Raw genomic sequence first — 17,264 nt, 5'->3', positions numbered from 1 at the left:
TCTTTTAATTAAATTAATAATTTCCTTTTTAGCAATAGAAATTTATTTAAAGAATATCACTAGGTATCAATAAAAAAGAGAACATTTTAGAAATCAATCCAAATGTTCTCTTTCGTGTTAACTTTACTATTAATTCAATTTATTTGCTTTTCTATCCTCTAACTCTTTTACAATCTGCGGATATTTCCCATCTAAATCATACTTTTGAAGAAGCACATAAGTGATGACTTGCAAAGCCAATGGAAGATATATAGTTAGAACTAAAATACTAGTTATAGCAGAATGAGGCTGTGTTGCTAAACTTCCATCGTACTTACCAAATGCAAGAATCCAACCAACCATAGCTGCAGCTAAACCAGTCCCTACTTTCACTCCAAAACTGTTTGCACTGTTAGCCATACCCACTAATCTTTTACCAAACTTCCATTCACCATATTCGACTGTATTATTAACTAATACTCCTCCCACTGCCATCATAGGAATTGTGGCAAAGGTAGTAATACTTCCTAGAACTAATGCTGCTATAAAATTGTAAGGCATAAAGCAGCGAACCACTGAAGCGATTATCCCTAAAATAAAACCAATCCTAGTGGTTTTTGCAAGGCCAAACTTTTTAATCATTGGGCCAACTGCAACAAATCCTAATACTACGGGGATAAGTCCAACCGCACCCATAATACCAACGAGATTTTCATTACCAAGAATATATTTTGTATAATAAATTCCTGATGAGCCAGTAAGTGTAATCAGCATATTAGCGAATAACTGCGCAAACAGCATCATTACCCAATATTTATTCTTAAACAATAATCTAATACTCTCCAAAAACGGTACACTATCTTCCTTCTCACTTAAAGATACTTCTTTATTATCCTCCTTTGAAGAAAGGAATGTTAGAAACAAAGATATGCTGGATAATACACCTAATACCACTGCAACTTCTATCCAAGCAACTTGTCCGCCACCTAGCATGTTTGTTAATGGTATTAAAATAATAGCAATTATCATTCCAATAAGGTAGCCAAAAATAGCACGTGTAATCCCAATTTTCCCACGCTCTTCCGAACTCCTAGTACGCATTGCCATTAAACCGCCATATGGGATGGCAATAGCAGTGATCAAAAGATTCGCAAAGATAACGGTTGCAAAAGCATACATATTTTTAGTAGCACCAGATGCATGAGATGGTACGGTAAAAAGTAAAATAATAGCCAAAAGAGTAGGGATTGCTGTCCATAACATCCAAGGACGTGCCTTCCCATATTTGGACTTTGTTGTATCAACAACTTTCCCCATGACAAGATCTGCTATGGCATCAAGGATTTTTGTTACCAGCATAATAGTACCAACTGTTGCTGCGGCTATACCAACCTTGTCTGTATAGAAATAAGTAAGGATTCCTATTAAACCATTGAGAGAATTTAAGGCGATCTGGCCTGCTCCGTCACCAAGATAATGACGTAATCTCATTGTTTTTTGTATCCCTTGAGAATCAAGCCCAAGTTCTTTTTTCTTTTTTATAGATGGCATATTCGGATTTAAGACCTCTTTTTCAGCTTTCATCATACCGTCTCCTCGTGATTTAATCCTATCAGCTTATAATTAATTCTAACAAGAAGGAAACAGACCGGTCAGTGATTTCCCTCCTGTTGTTAATACTAATCTTATAGGACTTGTAAGCGGTTTTATATTGTGATTTGTACAAAAATAGTATTATATGCATACCTTATACTATTTTTTTATTTTTTTAATTTTCAATCTTTAAAAAAACGATAGGATATAGATCCTACCGTTTTTTATCATTTTATTGTTATATGCGTTTCGAAAAATTGTTTTTTTAAATTTTATTTGAGACCATGAGGCGTCCGCCATCATGATAGATCTAATGAACCTGAGGTACTTTATTTTTAGATTTTACTTGAGTTGAGATTTGAATCTTCCCCATAAATGGAACTAAAATTAATCCTAATAAAACGAATCCCACACTATAGATAAATACCGTATGAAGAGAATCAACAAGTGCAGCTTTCATGATAGGTACAATTTTTTCTATCATCACATTCGGTAATTTAGCTATAGCTTCTGGGCTAAGAAGTGCTGAAAATAGGCTCTGCGGATCTTTATTTATTTCAGTTATAATTTGTGTTTTTAAAGGTGCAGCTTCCTTTGGTAACTGATTCAAAACAGGATATAGGTGATCGATTAAATATTGGCCTGACCTTTGATTCATCACAGCTCCAAGGAACGTCATCCCAAAAGTACCGCCAATTTGCCTAAAGAATGTGCTTGATGATGTAACAACTCCTAGCTCTGAATCAGGAAAGCTCTCTTGTAAGACTAACGTCAAACTCGGCATGATAAGCCCTAATCCAATTCCTATTATCAAACTATATAAAGAGGCAGCTAATTTCGTGGTATTCATACCCATCACGGAAAGAAATATAAACCCTGCTGCCATAAGGATAAGACCGGCTGTCATTTGTACTCGTACACCAGTTTTGTGAATAAACAAACCGCTAATTATACTGGCTATAATCATGGTTACCGTCATCGGCATCATAATGGTTCCTGACGCGGATGCACTTACGCCAACAATCCCTTGCATAAATAAAGGAACAAACATCATAGCACCAAACATTCCTATACTTACCAAAAAGCCAATCATGTTGGTAACGGTAAAAATTTTACTCTTAAATAGGCTTATCGGTAGGATAGGTTCCACAGCCTTATTTTCGATGAAAACAAAAGCTATCAGAGCAATAATAGAGACAAACAATAGACCAATAATCTGCCATGAAGACCAAGCATACTCCTTACCTCCAAATGTTAAGGCAAGGAGGAATCCCACAACTCCTACCACCATGGAAATAATCCCTGGAATATCAAAGATTACTTTGCCAGCCTTTCGGTGTTTAGGCAAGCCATAGGCTATTAAAAAGGTTGCAACTATTCCAACAGGAAGATTAATATAAAAGACCCATCTCCAGTTCCATGAATCTACAATCCACCCGCCTGCTTGAGGACCAATGATACTAGCCACACCATAAAGTGAACCAAATATCCCCTGCCACTTTGCTCTTTGTGGCCCTTGAAACATATCACCTACGATAATAAAAGCCATCGGCATCATTATTCCGCCACCTAGCCCTTGGAAGGCACGATATATAATTAGCTCGTTCATCCCCTGAGCAATCCCACAAAGTGCTGAACCAATTATAAATAGTACCAGACCTGAAACATACACAACCTTTCTTCCTATTAAATCTGATAATTTACCCGCGATTGGGACAATAACTGTTGAGGTTAACATGTAGGAGGTTGTTAACCAAGCCATTAATCCAAGGCCTCCTAATTCTCCGACAATCCGCGGCATAGCTGTTCCCACAATGGTCCCATCTAATGCTCCAAATAACATCGCAATAAATAAACCAGCAAGCAGCAATTTTTGATGCTTAAGTGGCTTATTCAACTCATTTTCTTGTAATTTATCAATCGGAATCACAATACCATCCTTTACTAAAACATTCTACAAATTAATATGCGACTATTTTATATAAAACCAAAGTCCCTTCCTTTATATAGAACTATTGATATAGAAATTCTTTATACAACGTTAACCTATTTACTTTAAAAACCCCGCCTGCATTAAATGAAGCGGGGGAAAAGTAATATATTTAAATAACCTCTGAGGTTAGATCTTTATTTTCCGAAACCTGGTTTAAGTGAAGTAGTAATCCATTTAGCATGTCATATGTGAAAGCACCACTACTAAATGAAACCAATGCACGCAATGGCATGTATTTCATCATCGCATTAATCATATCTGATTGTTCATTTGCTGACTGTGGTGCTCCCATACTTTGACCTAGGCTTGAAAGGAAATCCATAATGATTGGACCAGCGATGGGGTCTGTCATCATATCCCCCATTGGAGTGTTTTGGGTAAAGACCTTTCTGACTTGAACAGTGGAGACAACATTAATAACTTCTTTTACAACAATCTCTTGTGATGACTTTCCAATTAAAATTTCATATTCGCCGTTCTCTACATGCCAATCCTTTAAGGAGACATTATAATAAGCAAAGGCCCTTTTGTTTAATTCAAACGTTACTGTCTTTTCCTCACCTGGTTGAAGAAATACTTTCTCAAAACCTTTTAACTCTTTTTCAGGTCTAATAACACTGCTTTCTACATCTCTTACATACAACTGAACGATTTCTTTACCTGCTGCTTGGCCGATGTTTTTTACATTAACAGAAACGGTAAGCGTTTCTGTATCTTTCATTTCCTTTTTACTTAACGACAAGTTGGAGTATTCAAAATTGGTATAGCTCAGTCCATAACCAAATGGGAATAATGGTTTTACTTCCTTAGTATCATAATAGCGGTATCCAACGAACAATCCTTCTTTATATTCAACTTTATCGCCTTCTCCAGGAAAATTTAGGAAAGAAGGATTATCTTTTAAACGAACGGGAAAGGTTTCTGCTAATTTGCCAGAAGGATTTGTATCACCAAATAATAAATCAGCAATTGCTCCTCCTAATGCCTGACCTCCTAAATAACCTTCAAGCAATCCTTTTACACTGTCGATCCAAGGCATTTCAATTGGCGCGCCATTGCTTAGAACAACTACTAGGTTCTTTTGCTCTTCAGCAACTGCTTCAATTAGTCTTGACTGATTTTTAGGAATTCGTAAATGCTCTCTGTCATAACCTTCAGATTCGTATCGATCGGGTAGCCCGACAAATATAACCGTAACGGAGGATTGACGTGCCGCTTCCCTTGCTTCTTGCAGAAGTTGGTTGTTAGTATCATCCATATTTAAATCATAACCTTGTGCATAAATCACTTTTGAGTCACTGCCAGCTGATTTTTCAATCTCTTCAAAGATATTATCAAGTTTAGTAGGGTTAATGTGAGAACTCCCCCCCCCTTGGTATCTCGGAGATTTTGCGAAGGCTCCAATGACGGCAATCGTTCCTTCTTTTTTTAGTGGAAGAATACATTCTTCATTTTTCAAGAGAATCATGCTCTCACTTGCAACTTGCCTTGCCAGATGGTGATGGTTTTCTATATCATAAACTGCGTTTTCTTTTTTATTGTCAACTGCTTTAAAGATAACCGTTAATAATCGTTCTACTGCCTGGTCTAACTTTTCCTCCGAAACTTGACCATTCACTACGGCTTCTACAATTTGCTGGTCGCTCAATCCTCCTGTTGGCGGCATTTCAAGTTCAAGCCCGGCAGCCAAACCGTTAACACGATTATCAACCGCTCCCCAGTCAGTAACAACGAACCCTTCATGTCCCCATTCTTCTTTTAAAATAGTAGTTAACAAATATTCGTTTTCTGATGCATAAGTACCATTTACCTTGTTGTAAGCACTCATAACGGTCCACGGTTGCGCTTTCTTAACAGCCCCTTCAAAGCTCGCAAGATAAATCTCTCGTAATGTTCTTTCATCAACAACCGAATCAACCGACATTCTACGGTGTTCTTGGTTATTGGCAGCGAAATGCTTTAAGGAAGTCCCTACTCCTTGACTCTGTACGCCATTAATATGGCTTGCGGCGAGTTCAGATGATAAATAGGGATCTTCTGAAAAATATTCAAAGTTTCTGCCACATAACGGGGAACGCTTTATGTTTGCACCAGGCCCAAGTAAAATGGCTACATCCTCTGCTTGGCATTCTTCCCCTAATGCGACACCAACCTTTTCTATCAAATTTCTATCCCATGAACAAGCTAATCCAGCAGCTGAAGGAAAACAGGTAGCTGGAACACTTTCGTTTAATCCTAAATGATCTGCACCTTCTTTTTGTTTCCTTAGACCATGGGGACCATCTGTTAAAACGATGGATGGAATACCTAATCTTTCAATCCCTTTAGTACGCCAGAAACTAAGACCCGAACACAAGCTCGCTTTCTCTTCCAGTGTCATTTTTGAAATTAGTTGTTTAATATTTCTTTGCAAAATGCTTTTCTCTCCTTTACATCATGGTCCTCGAGTTGAAATTATTGTATTGCTTTTGAAACCGTTTTTATGTTACGATTTGTACAAAAATCGCATTATTTGTATATCTTTTTAAAAAATTGGGGTGCCTGTGATGAAATTCGACGAATTGGAGTATATTAGCAGATTAGTTTTTGAATCCTGTAAAATTCCTGTTACTTTTCTAGATACTAATAGTGAAATTAAAATAGAGTTTCCAACACCTTTTATTCAAAACCCGATTAATTCGAATAAAAAAGAGCTGTTATCACAGCTCCTATATACAGATGTTCCTTTGGATTTTCCCGTGATCAAGACAACCAATTATTTAGAAAATTACTTAATAATCACTCTTGAAACTGGCTCAATCATTGCAGGACCTTGTCTATATAACAGGATGTCAGAAGATGTCATCTCCGGTATAATGAACGACTATAAGATTTCATATATTTATAAAAATGAGTTAATTTCATACTACCAGGAACTACCTGTTATGAATTCATTAAAATTCATACATACAGGTTTGTTGCTTTATTACTTAATTTTCCAAAAGAAACTTGATATCGGAGAGGTCCTCCATCAGAATGCGATAATTGAAAATAATAATGAAGATTCAAGGAACGTCGAATCCCATATGACTGTGAATCGTCAAAATATCTCGTTTCATCATGATCCTTCTTTTGAAAATCTTTTCCTTCAAGCAATCAAAGAAGGACGGAAAGAAATATTAACTGAATATGTTGCTTTAAACCCTCCCGAAGGAATGGGTGTCTTATCAAAGAAAAGTCAATTAAGAAACGAAAAAAATTTGGCTATCTGTGGAATCGCCCTCTATACAAGGGCAGCGATAGAAGGGGGACTTCAGCCAGAATTAGCCTATACCATGAGTGATCTATACATTCAAAAGGTAGAAGAATTATCTGCAGTTAGTGAAATAAATGGTTTAATGGGAAAGGCATTTATCGAGTTTTGCGACCGGGTCCAAAAGAGGAAACAACATCAATACTCAAAGCCAGTATTGGTCTGCCAAGATTATATCTTTAAGCATATTTACGAGAAAATTATTATTGCTGATCTAGCGGAAATGGTTTATCTCAATCCGGCTTATTTGTCCCGATTATTCAAAAAGGAGTTAGGGACGCCTCTTGGCGACTATATTCAAAGAGAGAAAGTGGAAGAAGCGAAAAAACTATTAAAAGATTCAACCCATACACTCCCGGAAATTTGCTCTCTACTTAATTTCAATGATCAAAGTTATTTTATTAAGATATTTAAGAAGTTTACTGGAGTCACTCCTAAACAATTTAAAAACGGGCAAGCAAAAGCCATACATGAATAAAAGGCAGCGGAGCCAGCTGCTTTTTTTGTTTTAAGTTCTATTAAAAAACGAATCCCATGATCCTTAATGGCCCGGGGTGCTAAACCCTCATATTGTTTAAAGCACATATACCCCTCAAACATCTTAAACATTGTAAATCTTTCAAACACCGTTCTCAAGCTTTCTCACACTTTTACACATACAAAAAACCTCCAAATATAATAATTTGAAGGTCTGAACATTCCTAGTCTTTAGTCCTCGGTTACACAAGGTTTCATTTAAAATCAACAAAAGACTGTAGAGGTGAGAGGTTATGTAAATGATTGAAAAGGTTATTTTGGCGGGACTGCGTGGGAATCGAACCCACCAGACCTGGCACGCAGGTCTCAAGCAGTTTTGAAGACTGTGGAGGACACCAGTACCCCATTCCCTTTCCAAAACCTTTCTAAATCACCAAATATATTTCTACCAATACGGACTTTTTGTTAGTTCTGATACGGTTTTCGTTCAACCATTACAGTTTTATTATAGTCTCTTTTTGATAATATTGTCAAAATCAAAAAAAGAACCCTTAATAACAACAGATCGTCCATCTTGGGAAGTTTATTTGGCTTTGTACACAGAATCGTAATCATTCTAAAAAAATTTACAGTTATAGTAATGATATACTTTCATTGTATCTTTTTCATTTTGTTAGGGGGGGGAAATATATGTTTCAAACAGTAAATGGTGTCCAAATTAGGGAACAAGGTGAAACAAAAGCACTACCTAACCTCTTAGAAAAACGCTTCGAGATTGAGTACCTTGATTATGTTTATTTAAACAAGGTAGTATGCATAGACATAATTAATATCCCAGTCAAAGGATATGAGAGAAAATATGGGATAAAACGTTTAAAGGATTATGGACGAATGTGGATGTATGTAGTTAAACATAAAGATTACGCTGAGAATAGGAAAAAATATGCTGAAGTATGTAGTCTCATTCATGATAAGATAGGAATATTTCTTGAAAAGGAATTTGGAATAAGTCCATTTGGTAAATTTATTATAGATAGTATGGATAGGGTTTACATATAATAGAATAGAATAGAATAATAATAACGTTCCTGTTGATGGAGCGGTCTTTTTTTGACGTTTAATATTTCTGAATTGTTCATCTACTTTCATAGGGGTCTGCATACTAAACCTTGCACCCATCTTTTCAACCAAAAATAGAGTTTTAAAAAAAAGAATGTTTTAAAAAGGAAAGATAATAAAAAAAGAACAGCCCTTATTGACTATCCTTCTTTGTATCCTTTTCCATTTCTGATCTTATCAGTTGTTCAATATAAACACTTGCTGACATACCTCTACTTTTTGCCTTTTCTTTTACCCATTCTGAAACCTCTTTTGTGACACCTATATTTAATTTCTGCTTGTTAATGTATGCCATTTATTTCACCTCTAATAATTTATAAACAGGAGTAACTATTCCTTTACAGTTACGCCACTTTGATGTAATATGAATTTAATAAGTGGTTACGCCACTTTGATACAACCATTATATCATAGAAACGAGGTGAACACTATGACAGTCATAATATCCTCCGAACTAATCTTCGAACACGGCAACAAACATATGATGGAAAAACTTCGTTCCTTCGGCTCACAAGGAAAAGCAGTAATCAAATACATAATCTCTAAGTTACGTAAATACCACGGTTCATTCTTTGAATCAAACTCAACAATTGCACAGGCTGTAGGGTGTTCAGTCCGTACTGTTCAAAATACTGTTAAGAAAGCGGAGCAATTAAATATATTTGCAGTTTCTCCGAGAAAGGAACTTGATGAATTAACTGGGAAAATTCGTCAAACTACTAACCTAATCCAACTTTTACCTTTCACTCCTTTAAAGAAAGTCAAAAAGGTTATCATTGAGGGTGTAAGGGAGGTTAAAAACAAGGCTCGACTAGTAGTATCTAAGGTAAAAGAGATGGTTGAAAATGTAGATGATGTAATTGAATCAAAGAAGGAAAATAAGTCCAATATAAGTCAAAAGCAGGATTACAATGAGTATCTAAAATTGAATCAATTTAATGGTCAAAAGTGGAGTAAGAAAGTGATCAGGACTGAGGTTATTCCTGATTGGTTCGAGGATTCAAAGGACTATTATTCAAAACTATCTGTGAAGGAAGAGCAAACCCTAAAGAAGAAAAAGAAAAGTGTCCAAGAACTACTAGTAAAGTTGAGCGAGGCTGGGTTTTGACATATTAACAAAAATATAGAAGATTTGAAAAAGAAACACTAGAATGAGAACTTAATTAAAATCTAGATTTTGAATCTCAATAAGAACAAAAAAATGTTGTTGCAAAATTCCTTCTATTTATATAAAACTAAATTGGGGTGATTACATGGAGGCACAAAATGAAATAGAGTATTATAATCCTTTTGAAAGAATGAGCTTTTCATATGACTGTTGTTTTTTATGCGGTACACCTTTAACAAATCAAAATGAATCTGAAGAACACATTTTTCCAAAGTGGCTTTTAGAAAAATTTAATCTTTGGAATAGTACAATTACCTTATTAAATGGAACGCTTATCCCTTATAGGATGCTAAGGATTCCTTGTTGTAATGAATGTAACAATGAACACTTATCAAGAATTGAAAATATAGTTAGACAAGGTCTAGAAGATGGATATGAAGGTTTTTCAAAGATTGATAATAAGATAATATTTCAATGGATTTCTAAGATTTTTTATGGACTGTTATTTAAAGAATTGTCTTTAGTAAGTGATAGAAGAAACCCTTCAGTTGGTACAATCACAACACCAGAGCTTTTAAAACAATTCAGAATGTCACATACTTTTCTTCAATCAGTTAGGTTTCCAATTGAATTTGAAGAATTTCAACCTTGGTCTATTCACATTGTTGAAGGGCAGGAATCCGAGACAAAAGGAATTTTCAATTATGTAGATGGACTAGTTACTTTAACTTTCTCTATAAATTTAGGAAAGGTTATAATATTTGCCCATTTACAAGACAATGGCATTCATCAAGCAGAAAAAGAAGATTATTTTAACAAGCTTCAAGGCTGTAAACTTCATAACATTCAATTTTTAGAGATTGCGACCAAGTTAATATATAGCAGTTATTTGTTACAACATTCTCCTACTTATATATTTCATGCTATTACCGAAGGAAATGGACCTTTGAAAGTTTATAGTATGTCATCATCTTATTATTATGATGATTGGGACGAACTTGTATATGCAAAACTTTTACACTATTATTTATCGCACTTTTACGAAATTGATTTTGAAAGTATATACTCATCTAAAGAAAAGAAGTGTGTATCCTTTATTAGGAACCAAGATGGTAGTTTTCATGAAATCCCTGTAGACGCAAGGATTGCTTTTACAAAACTTAAATAATCGCTATTTATTTTGAAATTTAGCTAGTAGAAAATAATTATGTAATTTCAATGAGAGTAGTACTATAATCATGGTAATATGATAAAATTTAACAAAAAACTAGGAGCTGTTTTATGAGCAGAGAAGAAAAACTATTATCACTGCCATACCGTCAAAGACAATTTATTTATATAGTGAATGGATACAACGATTTAAAATCAAAAAAAGATGGTAATTTTCTTGAGGATACTGCAGATGTGGTATTTGATTCGCTAAAAGAAACCTTTCACGATTCATTCAATCCTTCGAGAATAGTTGATAATTTTAAACAAAAAAAGTGGACGAAGATGACATTAGCACCTTCAGTAAATCTTGTAACTAATGTTTTTGGAAACATCAAGGAAAAATCAAATGGGAAAGACTTGACAATGGATAATGTTTGGGAAAATGAGGATATTAAACCTATCGTTTTAGAAGAGCAGTCGAAACTAAAATTCCAAGTTGGTCATCCATTGGAAAACACAGTTTATGTTGCACATCCAGTAGAGAAGGATACCTACTTTCCATTTGCTAATTTTCATAGGCTAACCTTTGAACACAAGTGGGCAGAAGCTATTAATCTATTACTTCATTTAGGGGCAACCGAAATAAAAGTTGTACATAAGACAGGTTGGAAAAGAGATTTTGCTAGTAATATGAATGGTAATTTCTCTGTTGATGGTGTACCTATTAATTCTAAAGTGAATTTCGATTCTAAACAAAACTCAGCTAGTGGTATTATTAGTGAATTCCATCTTCCAAATAATAAGGTAACACCACAGTTACCAGACAATTTAGTTTGGTATGAACATGAGAACACATGGAAGGAAATAGTTCGTGGTCGATTAAAATTTAATTTGGATAAATTTTCCCTTCAATTAGAATATAAAGAAGACTTTAATGTTAACGCTGATTTTAACGCCAAAGTATTAAAATATGGGTTAGGCATTGGAGGAAAGTTCGAAAAACATGAATCAACAAGTTGGTTATTACAAGGCAAATTTAATTCTGTACCAGCTGAAAATTCAGTCTTAATTTGACCTTATAATATTGGATTTAATTTTAATATTTAGTTTATTTACAGTTATAAAAGAGGTACATCACTAAGAATAAAGTGGTGTACCTTTACTAATTTTTAGTGTAATAATCATTGCGAATGGTTTAACTTAATTCATTAATCTTATGTGATGGTATCCTATCCAGTTTATGCTCTATTAGTTGACCTGAACCTCGTGAAGCAAGTTCTAATATTGTTCCATACATTTCTTGATTGGCTTTGTATTCTGCAATGAAAGTATTACGTGCTTGAACAAATTCTTTGTGTGCCCTAATAACAGCTTCATATAGTTGCATTTCACGTTCAGCTAACGGATTATATGCTGAAGCAAGAACATCTAAGTCGCTTTCTGGAATATCTAACTTCCACGAAGGTAAATTTTGAGTCTTCATGGATAACGTTTTGATTTCTTTTTCAAGAATGTCAATTTCAGCATCACATTCCATTTTTGCACGAAGAATCTTCCTATCCATACTCTTCTGATATTGTCCCTCTAATGTTGCGGACTGTTTTTGCAGATCGATTACCTCGTTTTTCTTTTCTATCAATTCATGTTGAATATTCTGTACACGGTCAATATGATTAGTGAGTTTTTCAACAACTGCAGCTGCTGATTTATTATTCATTACTTTAGGAATCCTAGATATATATAATTCCTTTAGGTTTGATTTTGGGATGTTTAATACTTCTTTTTCTTCTTTAAATCCAGCGTGAGTAATTTTCATTATGTTCATTTCCCCTTGATAGTTAATTTGTGTTTAGATAATCATCAAATGCTTTAAAGGGTGTGCCGAGAGCCTAATCTCGACAGGCTTCACACCCTCTAAAACACTTGAACTACTTTTTGTATTTCTTTTGTTGAATTTTGGTTTGTTTTAGATATGCTTCCGCTTCTTTCAATTTCTGATTTTCTCTTAAATCCATATCAAGAACTTTTTTAATTAGCACATTGTCTCGATAATTATAAAAGAACCTTTTTCCACCTTTTATAACTGTTCGAACTTCAATATCAGGTTCATATTCGTAAATCCTCGTTTCTTTTAACCCCATGTTGCTCCCCCCTTTCGGTCAAATAGTATGACAAGCCTTTCACCTTGTCCGGCCTCACTGTCCCAAAAATGAAAGTGGAATCCTCAGTGTCAAATGACGGATACGATTTTCCTGGTAACCTTACAGACTAGGAAACTGAAATCTTTATTTCTCAAAGGAGGTATTTGGGCTATCTCACGACAGTCTATGGAAAGCAAAATAGAAAACTCGTATGACATGTTATTTCCGTAACAGATCACAGGAAGAGCTGGGATTTAATAAATAGCTATAAGCTAAATACAACACATCCCAGTAAGCGTTTGATTAGATGCCTAGCAAAGAAAGGAAGAATGTAAAAGTCACTCGCCCCCCCCTTACATATATGTCCCAAAAAAGTGCAAATAGTAACCACCTTTTGTAGATAACTCAAAAATACTTTTTTCTAAGTAACTCTTCTATTTCGGAAGGGTTATTTTTTTAAGCAAATAATGTTGCCATCAAAAATTAATAATCAAATATCACTTGAAAACATTTTTTAAAAACGATTTGTGAATTTCAACTACTTCTTACGATACAAGGGTGTAAGGCAAGTGAATTCACACCAAATTAATGGGTTTAAGTTTAGAAATCAACTTTTTGCTAACCCCATCGTGAAATTTCAACTACCTATTACGATATCTACTTTGTAAGGGAGGTGAAAAAGGTGAGAAATGATTATTTATACAAATACCATGGAACAGGAGTGGCAATCAAAAAAGGAATCGACAAAGCATTGGAGCAACAAGCCGTGCAGATAGCAGGGAAACTAGGAACAACAAACTACAAGAGAGAAAAATCTCTTTGTACTTGGGGGGGAAAAGTGGATCTGGACTGGATTCGTATTAATAATGTCCAAGGTTCATTAGGCTGTTTGGCTAATAAGGTAACAGTATTTGAACATATTCGTTTTCAAGTGAAATGGTTTTTCAATAGTGGTGGCAATTCTAATGGGAGCAAAGAGGATGTTACCGAAAATATGGCACTGGCATATGAATTATGGGTCAACAAAGAGATGACCTTAACTGCCATTGGGAAACTGTTGAAAACCACACGACAAACAATCAAGAATTTGCTTGTAAAGTTCTTTGCGTTAGTCAACCTACAACTCACGGTGGGACTTCACTGTAAAAGTAAGCTACTTGATAGATTTATAGTTCCAGAGGTACTTAGTTTACGTATGGCAGCACAACGCAAGCGAGCCTGGAAACGAGTCAATAAGTGTAGCAAAGGAGTACCACAGTATGTCTATTTGGACGGTTTGACGGTAGCTTTTAATGGTGGGGGATACGATGCAGGTTTTATCGTAACCAGAGAATACTTAAACCACGCTTTAAATTTATCGTTCACTTGGGAATGTCAGAATGGAAGAGCCGAACTTCCATTGAAAGCCACAAGGGACAAGCAGTTACCGATTCCAAGAAATTTTTAAGGATATAGCAAATAGAAATTCGTAAATTACCAATTATTCAAAAAAATGAGGAAAAAGGAGAGCAATAAAATGTATATAGAATATGTAAATGGTCAAAAATTTGCCAGATCAAATGGTAAACAATCCGAATCACATGAAATATTTACAGACTGTGGTTATCTTTTGAAAGAAGGTGAAGTGGTTATTGATATTGACGTTAAAAATGAATCAAATAAGCATTTAACGAAAGAACAAGTCTTTGATTTTATAAAACAATTTGATACGCAAATAGTGGAAACTGAACATGGCTATCACGTTTACTTTGCCTATGATAGATTAGCTGCTGATACAAAGTTTGTTAAAGAAGCAACAGTACAAATTGGTTCTACTCCGTTGGACATCGAGTTTAAGCATATTAAAAGTACTCAATCTGTGACGATAAAACAAAACGGTAAATTACGCAATATTTCTAATGAGGGTAAACGCTTGGTTCTACCTAATTTATTTATCAGTGAACGTACCGTTAAAATAGTGTCACCTCCAATGGAAATTGTTAAATTCAATGGTACATTTGAATTCGATTCATTCTATCAATGTACCAAACAGTTAAAAGATAATGGCTATCTTGACGAGGGTGGTAACTATCATAATTGGTTTTCTTTTATCGGTGGCATTGTCACCATGGTCAAAGAGGAACGAATCACAGATAATCAAGGAAAATCTATTTGTACTTTAATTGATTGCGGTGATGAATCCACTCATGATAAATATGAACGTTTAAAAGGGGAAAACTTAAATATCTCATACGGTCATATTGTTAATGTTATGAAGAAAAATGGTATTAACGAGATAGCAAAAGTATGTGTCGATAATAATTGGTTAGGTAGTTGGGAACGCAGCTTAACCGTTGACCAATATTCTAAGATTTTGCCCTCACGTACAAATTTAAAACTCATTCTAAACAATGACCCTAAATTAATTGGTCGTTTTGCTTATAACCAGTTTACTAAACAAATTGAAATCATTGGTGATGTTCCTTGGAAGCGTGTAGCTGGGACTAATAAATGGGAGGATTCGGACGATGCAGGGTTACGTGTATACCTTGACGAAACTTATGGTATTTCACCAAGGGATGCTATTAATGATGTAGCAAACGTAACTGCATATGAACACTCGTTTGACCCTGTAAAAGACTATTTCAACGGTTTACCACAATGGGATGGTGTAAAACGTGTAGAAACGTTGTTCATAGATTATATGGGTGTGGAAGATACTGAATTGATTCGTGAGCAAACAAAACTATTCTTTAAAGCCGTGGTATCTCGTACATTTGAACCAGGGTGTAAATGGGATTACATTGTTTTATTCAAAGGTAATCAAGGATTGGGTAAATCTTCATTTTGTCGATATATTACTCCATCAGCAGATTGGTATACGGATAGTATTGAATCAGTAGAAGGTAAAGATGCTATGCAGTCCTTGGTAGGCAAATTAATTGTTGAGTTTGCCGAACTATCTGCCATGTCAAAGAAAGAAGCTGAAAAAGTCAAAGGATTTTTAACTCGTCAAGTCGACAAATACCGTCCAAGTTATGGTAGACACGATGTTACAAATCCTCGTAGATGTGCCTTCATTGGTACTACAAACGACGATCTGCCAATCAAAGACGAAACCGGTGGTCGAAGATGGTGGGTAATGGAAGCCACAATGAAGTGGTTTGAACAAGAAAAGGTATTAGGCAAAATCGATATTCAACAATTATGGGCAGAAGCATTACACCTTTACCGTGAAATGAAAGCTAACAAGGGTACATTAGCGTTACCATCTCATTTAGAAAAACAAGCAAATGTAATCCAACGTGAAAATACAATGTTGGGAGTTTACGAGGGTGATATTGTTGAGGCTTTAGATTCAAACGCTTGTGGTTGGAAAGTCGGTGACCGCATTAGTGCAAAGATGGTTTGGGATATGGTCTTAATTCGTGAGCTAAAAGACCTTAAAATTTCTGATATCAAGCGAATCAACGCCATCATTGAGAATCATAAAGACTATGTTCCGATAAGTGGTCGAACAACCATCAAAGGATATGGCAAAGGAATGGCTTTTGAGAAAGTTCAATGATTCATTTTTGGACACTTAGGACACTTAGGACACTAAACATTTTAACATTTTTGATATATAAAATTGATATATATTGAAAGTTAATAAATTCAGTGTCCGAAGTGTCCAAGTGTCCTAATATTCAAATAAACTCTTGGAGGAAATTAAGATGAAAAAACCTAATGAACATTTAAACCACATTGTCAGAAACCTAAACCTATTCACTGATGAAAAAGCTTACCGTGTTGAAAAGGATAATATAGGATTTTACATTAAACGTGTATTTAATAATAAATATTCCTTAATTATTCGCAGTAAATGGAGGTTTGAAAGCAAAATCGATATCTATTTATACAAAAATGTAAATCAGATCGATACTGTACAGTTAAAAATGCGAGCAGTTGATGCCTATATAATTGACGGTAATATCAGAGACCTTGAAAAACTGGTTGCACTGAACTGGGACGGATCTCATAGGGACCAAGTAAACGATTTAAAACATGGCGAAATGTGTTGGTATAATAATTAACCTTGTTGCCAGAGGGCTTTTACATTAATCGAGAGCCCTCTTTATCTTATTAATATGGAGTTTTTTTGCTAAATCTGACTAAATACTAAGAAGTAAAGAGGCTGAGTAATTTTTATAATTAGAGTTAATAAGTTAATAAAAAAGAACACCGTCAGAGACGGTGCTGCTTCGATGGTTGTTATTTGTCCTTTGGAACATTACATTCCGAAGTAGCCATTTGAACATTTACTTTTGATGTCTTAATGTGGAAACAAGGTGATTTACCAAAAATAATAGTAAAACAATACGCAAACACCACGAAAGCAATAATAAATAACAGAGTGTTTAACGCTCCTTTCTTTTTCTTTTTCTTTTT

14 protein-coding genes and 1 tRNA gene are annotated in these 17,264 nt (G+C 34.9%); 8 read left to right on the top strand and 7 right to left on the bottom strand.

The window, feature by feature from the left end; all coding sequences use genetic code 11:
* Positions 1-129: 129 nt before the first annotated feature.
* The 3 genes from V7077_RS26040 to V7077_RS26030 all read right to left on the bottom strand — a co-directional run bounded on the left by V7077_RS26040 (position 130) and on the right by V7077_RS26030 (position 5,978).
* On the bottom strand, positions 130-1,566 hold the full coding sequence (locus V7077_RS26040) for an MFS transporter (protein ID WP_335507368.1): 1,437 nt from the start codon (positions 1,564-1,566) through the stop codon (positions 130-132).
* A 316-nt stretch (positions 1,567-1,882) separates the two neighbouring features.
* On the bottom strand, positions 1,883-3,469 hold the full coding sequence (locus V7077_RS26035; RefSeq protein WP_335507370.1) for an MDR family MFS transporter: 1,587 nt from the start codon (positions 3,467-3,469) through the stop codon (positions 1,883-1,885).
* A 205-nt stretch (positions 3,470-3,674) separates the two neighbouring features.
* A complete protein-coding gene (locus tag V7077_RS26030) occupies positions 3,675-5,978 on the bottom strand; it encodes a glycoside hydrolase family 3 C-terminal domain-containing protein (RefSeq protein WP_335507366.1) in 2,304 nt (767 codons plus the stop codon).
* Positions 5,979-6,111: 133 nt separating this feature from the next.
* Here V7077_RS26030 and V7077_RS26025 point away from each other — a divergent pair, with 133 nt between their 5' ends.
* Complete coding sequence (locus tag V7077_RS26025) at positions 6,112-7,335, top strand: helix-turn-helix domain-containing protein (RefSeq protein ID WP_335507364.1); 1,224 nt, start codon at positions 6,112-6,114, stop codon at positions 7,333-7,335.
* A gap of 317 nt (positions 7,336-7,652) precedes the next feature.
* Here the strand turns inward: V7077_RS26025 and V7077_RS26020 are convergent.
* A tRNA-Sec gene (locus tag V7077_RS26020) sits at positions 7,653-7,745 on the bottom strand.
* Positions 7,746-8,024: 279 nt separating this feature from the next.
* Between V7077_RS26020 and V7077_RS26015 the strand changes: the two genes are divergently transcribed.
* The gene (locus V7077_RS26015) at positions 8,025-8,393 is read left to right on the top strand and encodes a hypothetical protein (protein ID WP_335507362.1); all 369 of its coding nucleotides are present in this window, start codon (positions 8,025-8,027) and stop codon (positions 8,391-8,393) included.
* Between the two features lie 193 nt (positions 8,394-8,586).
* On the opposite strand, the gene V7077_RS26010 is transcribed toward V7077_RS26015, so the two are convergent.
* Entirely contained in the window at positions 8,587-8,748 is a 162-nt protein-coding gene (locus tag V7077_RS26010) for a hypothetical protein (RefSeq protein WP_335507360.1), read from the bottom strand.
* A 135-nt stretch (positions 8,749-8,883) separates the two neighbouring features.
* On the opposite strand from V7077_RS26010, the gene V7077_RS26005 reads away from it, so the two are divergent.
* The 3 genes from V7077_RS26005 (at position 8,884) to V7077_RS25995 (ending at position 11,787) form a co-directional block, all read left to right on the top strand.
* Entirely contained in the window at positions 8,884-9,561 is a 678-nt protein-coding gene (locus V7077_RS26005; RefSeq protein WP_335507359.1) for a helix-turn-helix domain-containing protein, read from the top strand.
* A gap of 145 nt (positions 9,562-9,706) precedes the next feature.
* Positions 9,707-10,729: a hypothetical protein gene (locus V7077_RS26000; protein WP_335507356.1), complete on the top strand. Its 1,023-nt coding sequence runs from the start codon at positions 9,707-9,709 to the stop codon at positions 10,727-10,729.
* Positions 10,730-10,842: 113 nt separating this feature from the next.
* The gene (locus V7077_RS25995) at positions 10,843-11,787 is read left to right on the top strand and encodes a hypothetical protein (RefSeq protein ID WP_335507353.1); all 945 of its coding nucleotides are present in this window, start codon (positions 10,843-10,845) and stop codon (positions 11,785-11,787) included.
* A 121-nt stretch (positions 11,788-11,908) separates the two neighbouring features.
* Here the strand turns inward: V7077_RS25995 and V7077_RS25990 are convergent, their stop codons facing one another.
* Positions 11,909-12,529 (bottom strand): hypothetical protein, encoded by a 621-nt coding sequence (locus V7077_RS25990; protein ID WP_335507352.1) that lies wholly within the window; start codon positions 12,527-12,529, stop codon positions 11,909-11,911.
* Positions 12,530-12,641: 112 nt separating this feature from the next.
* Positions 12,642-12,854, bottom strand: coding sequence for a hypothetical protein (locus tag V7077_RS25985; RefSeq protein WP_335507350.1), 213 nt, complete (start codon positions 12,852-12,854; stop codon positions 12,642-12,644).
* 682 nt (positions 12,855-13,536) lie between these two features.
* Here V7077_RS25985 and V7077_RS25980 point away from each other — a divergent pair.
* The 3 genes from V7077_RS25980 to V7077_RS25970 all read left to right on the top strand — a co-directional run bounded on the left by V7077_RS25980 (position 13,537) and on the right by V7077_RS25970 (position 16,909).
* Positions 13,537-14,301, top strand: coding sequence for a hypothetical protein (locus V7077_RS25980; protein ID WP_335507347.1), 765 nt, complete (start codon positions 13,537-13,539; stop codon positions 14,299-14,301).
* A gap of 69 nt (positions 14,302-14,370) precedes the next feature.
* Positions 14,371-16,401: a virulence-associated E family protein gene (locus tag V7077_RS25975; protein WP_335507345.1), complete on the top strand. Its 2,031-nt coding sequence runs from the start codon at positions 14,371-14,373 to the stop codon at positions 16,399-16,401.
* A 148-nt stretch (positions 16,402-16,549) separates the two neighbouring features.
* Positions 16,550-16,909 carry a hypothetical protein gene (locus V7077_RS25970; RefSeq protein WP_335507343.1) on the top strand — a complete coding sequence of 120 codons (360 nt, stop codon included), beginning with the start codon at positions 16,550-16,552 and terminating at the stop codon, positions 16,907-16,909.
* Positions 16,910-17,264 lie beyond the last annotated feature (355 nt).

The sequence above is a fragment of the Neobacillus vireti genome (genome assembly GCF_036962465.1).
GTDB classification, from domain to species: Bacteria; Bacillota; Bacilli; order Bacillales; family Cytobacillaceae; genus Neobacillus; species Neobacillus vireti_B.
The sequence above is the reverse complement of the archived record's forward strand: the minus strand, read 5'-3'. Positions and strand labels throughout refer to the sequence as shown.

Bases quoted from the DNA above. Each gene is read 5' to 3' on its own strand.
- V7077_RS26000 (WP_335507356.1), top strand. From the start codon at position 9,707: ATGGAGGCACAAAATGAAATAGAGTATTATAATCCTTTTGAAAGAATG.
- V7077_RS25985 (WP_335507350.1), bottom strand. From the start codon at position 12,854: ATGGGGTTAAAAGAAACGAGGATTTACGAATATGAACCTGATATTGAA.
- V7077_RS26005 (WP_335507359.1), top strand. From the start codon at position 8,884: ATGACAGTCATAATATCCTCCGAACTAATCTTCGAACACGGCAACAAA.
- V7077_RS25990 (WP_335507352.1), bottom strand. From the start codon at position 12,529: ATGAAAATTACTCACGCTGGATTTAAAGAAGAAAAAGAAGTATTAAAC.
- V7077_RS26015 (WP_335507362.1), top strand. From the start codon at position 8,025: ATGTTTCAAACAGTAAATGGTGTCCAAATTAGGGAACAAGGTGAAACA.
- V7077_RS26040 (WP_335507368.1), bottom strand. From the start codon at position 1,566: ATGATGAAAGCTGAAAAAGAGGTCTTAAATCCGAATATGCCATCTATA.
- V7077_RS26025 (WP_335507364.1), top strand. From the start codon at position 6,112: ATGAAATTCGACGAATTGGAGTATATTAGCAGATTAGTTTTTGAATCC.
- V7077_RS26010 (WP_335507360.1), bottom strand. From the start codon at position 8,748: ATGGCATACATTAACAAGCAGAAATTAAATATAGGTGTCACAAAAGAG.
- V7077_RS25995 (WP_335507353.1), top strand. From the start codon at position 10,843: ATGAGCAGAGAAGAAAAACTATTATCACTGCCATACCGTCAAAGACAA.
- V7077_RS25970 (WP_335507343.1), top strand. From the start codon at position 16,550: ATGAAAAAACCTAATGAACATTTAAACCACATTGTCAGAAACCTAAAC.
- V7077_RS25975 (WP_335507345.1), top strand. From the start codon at position 14,371: ATGTATATAGAATATGTAAATGGTCAAAAATTTGCCAGATCAAATGGT.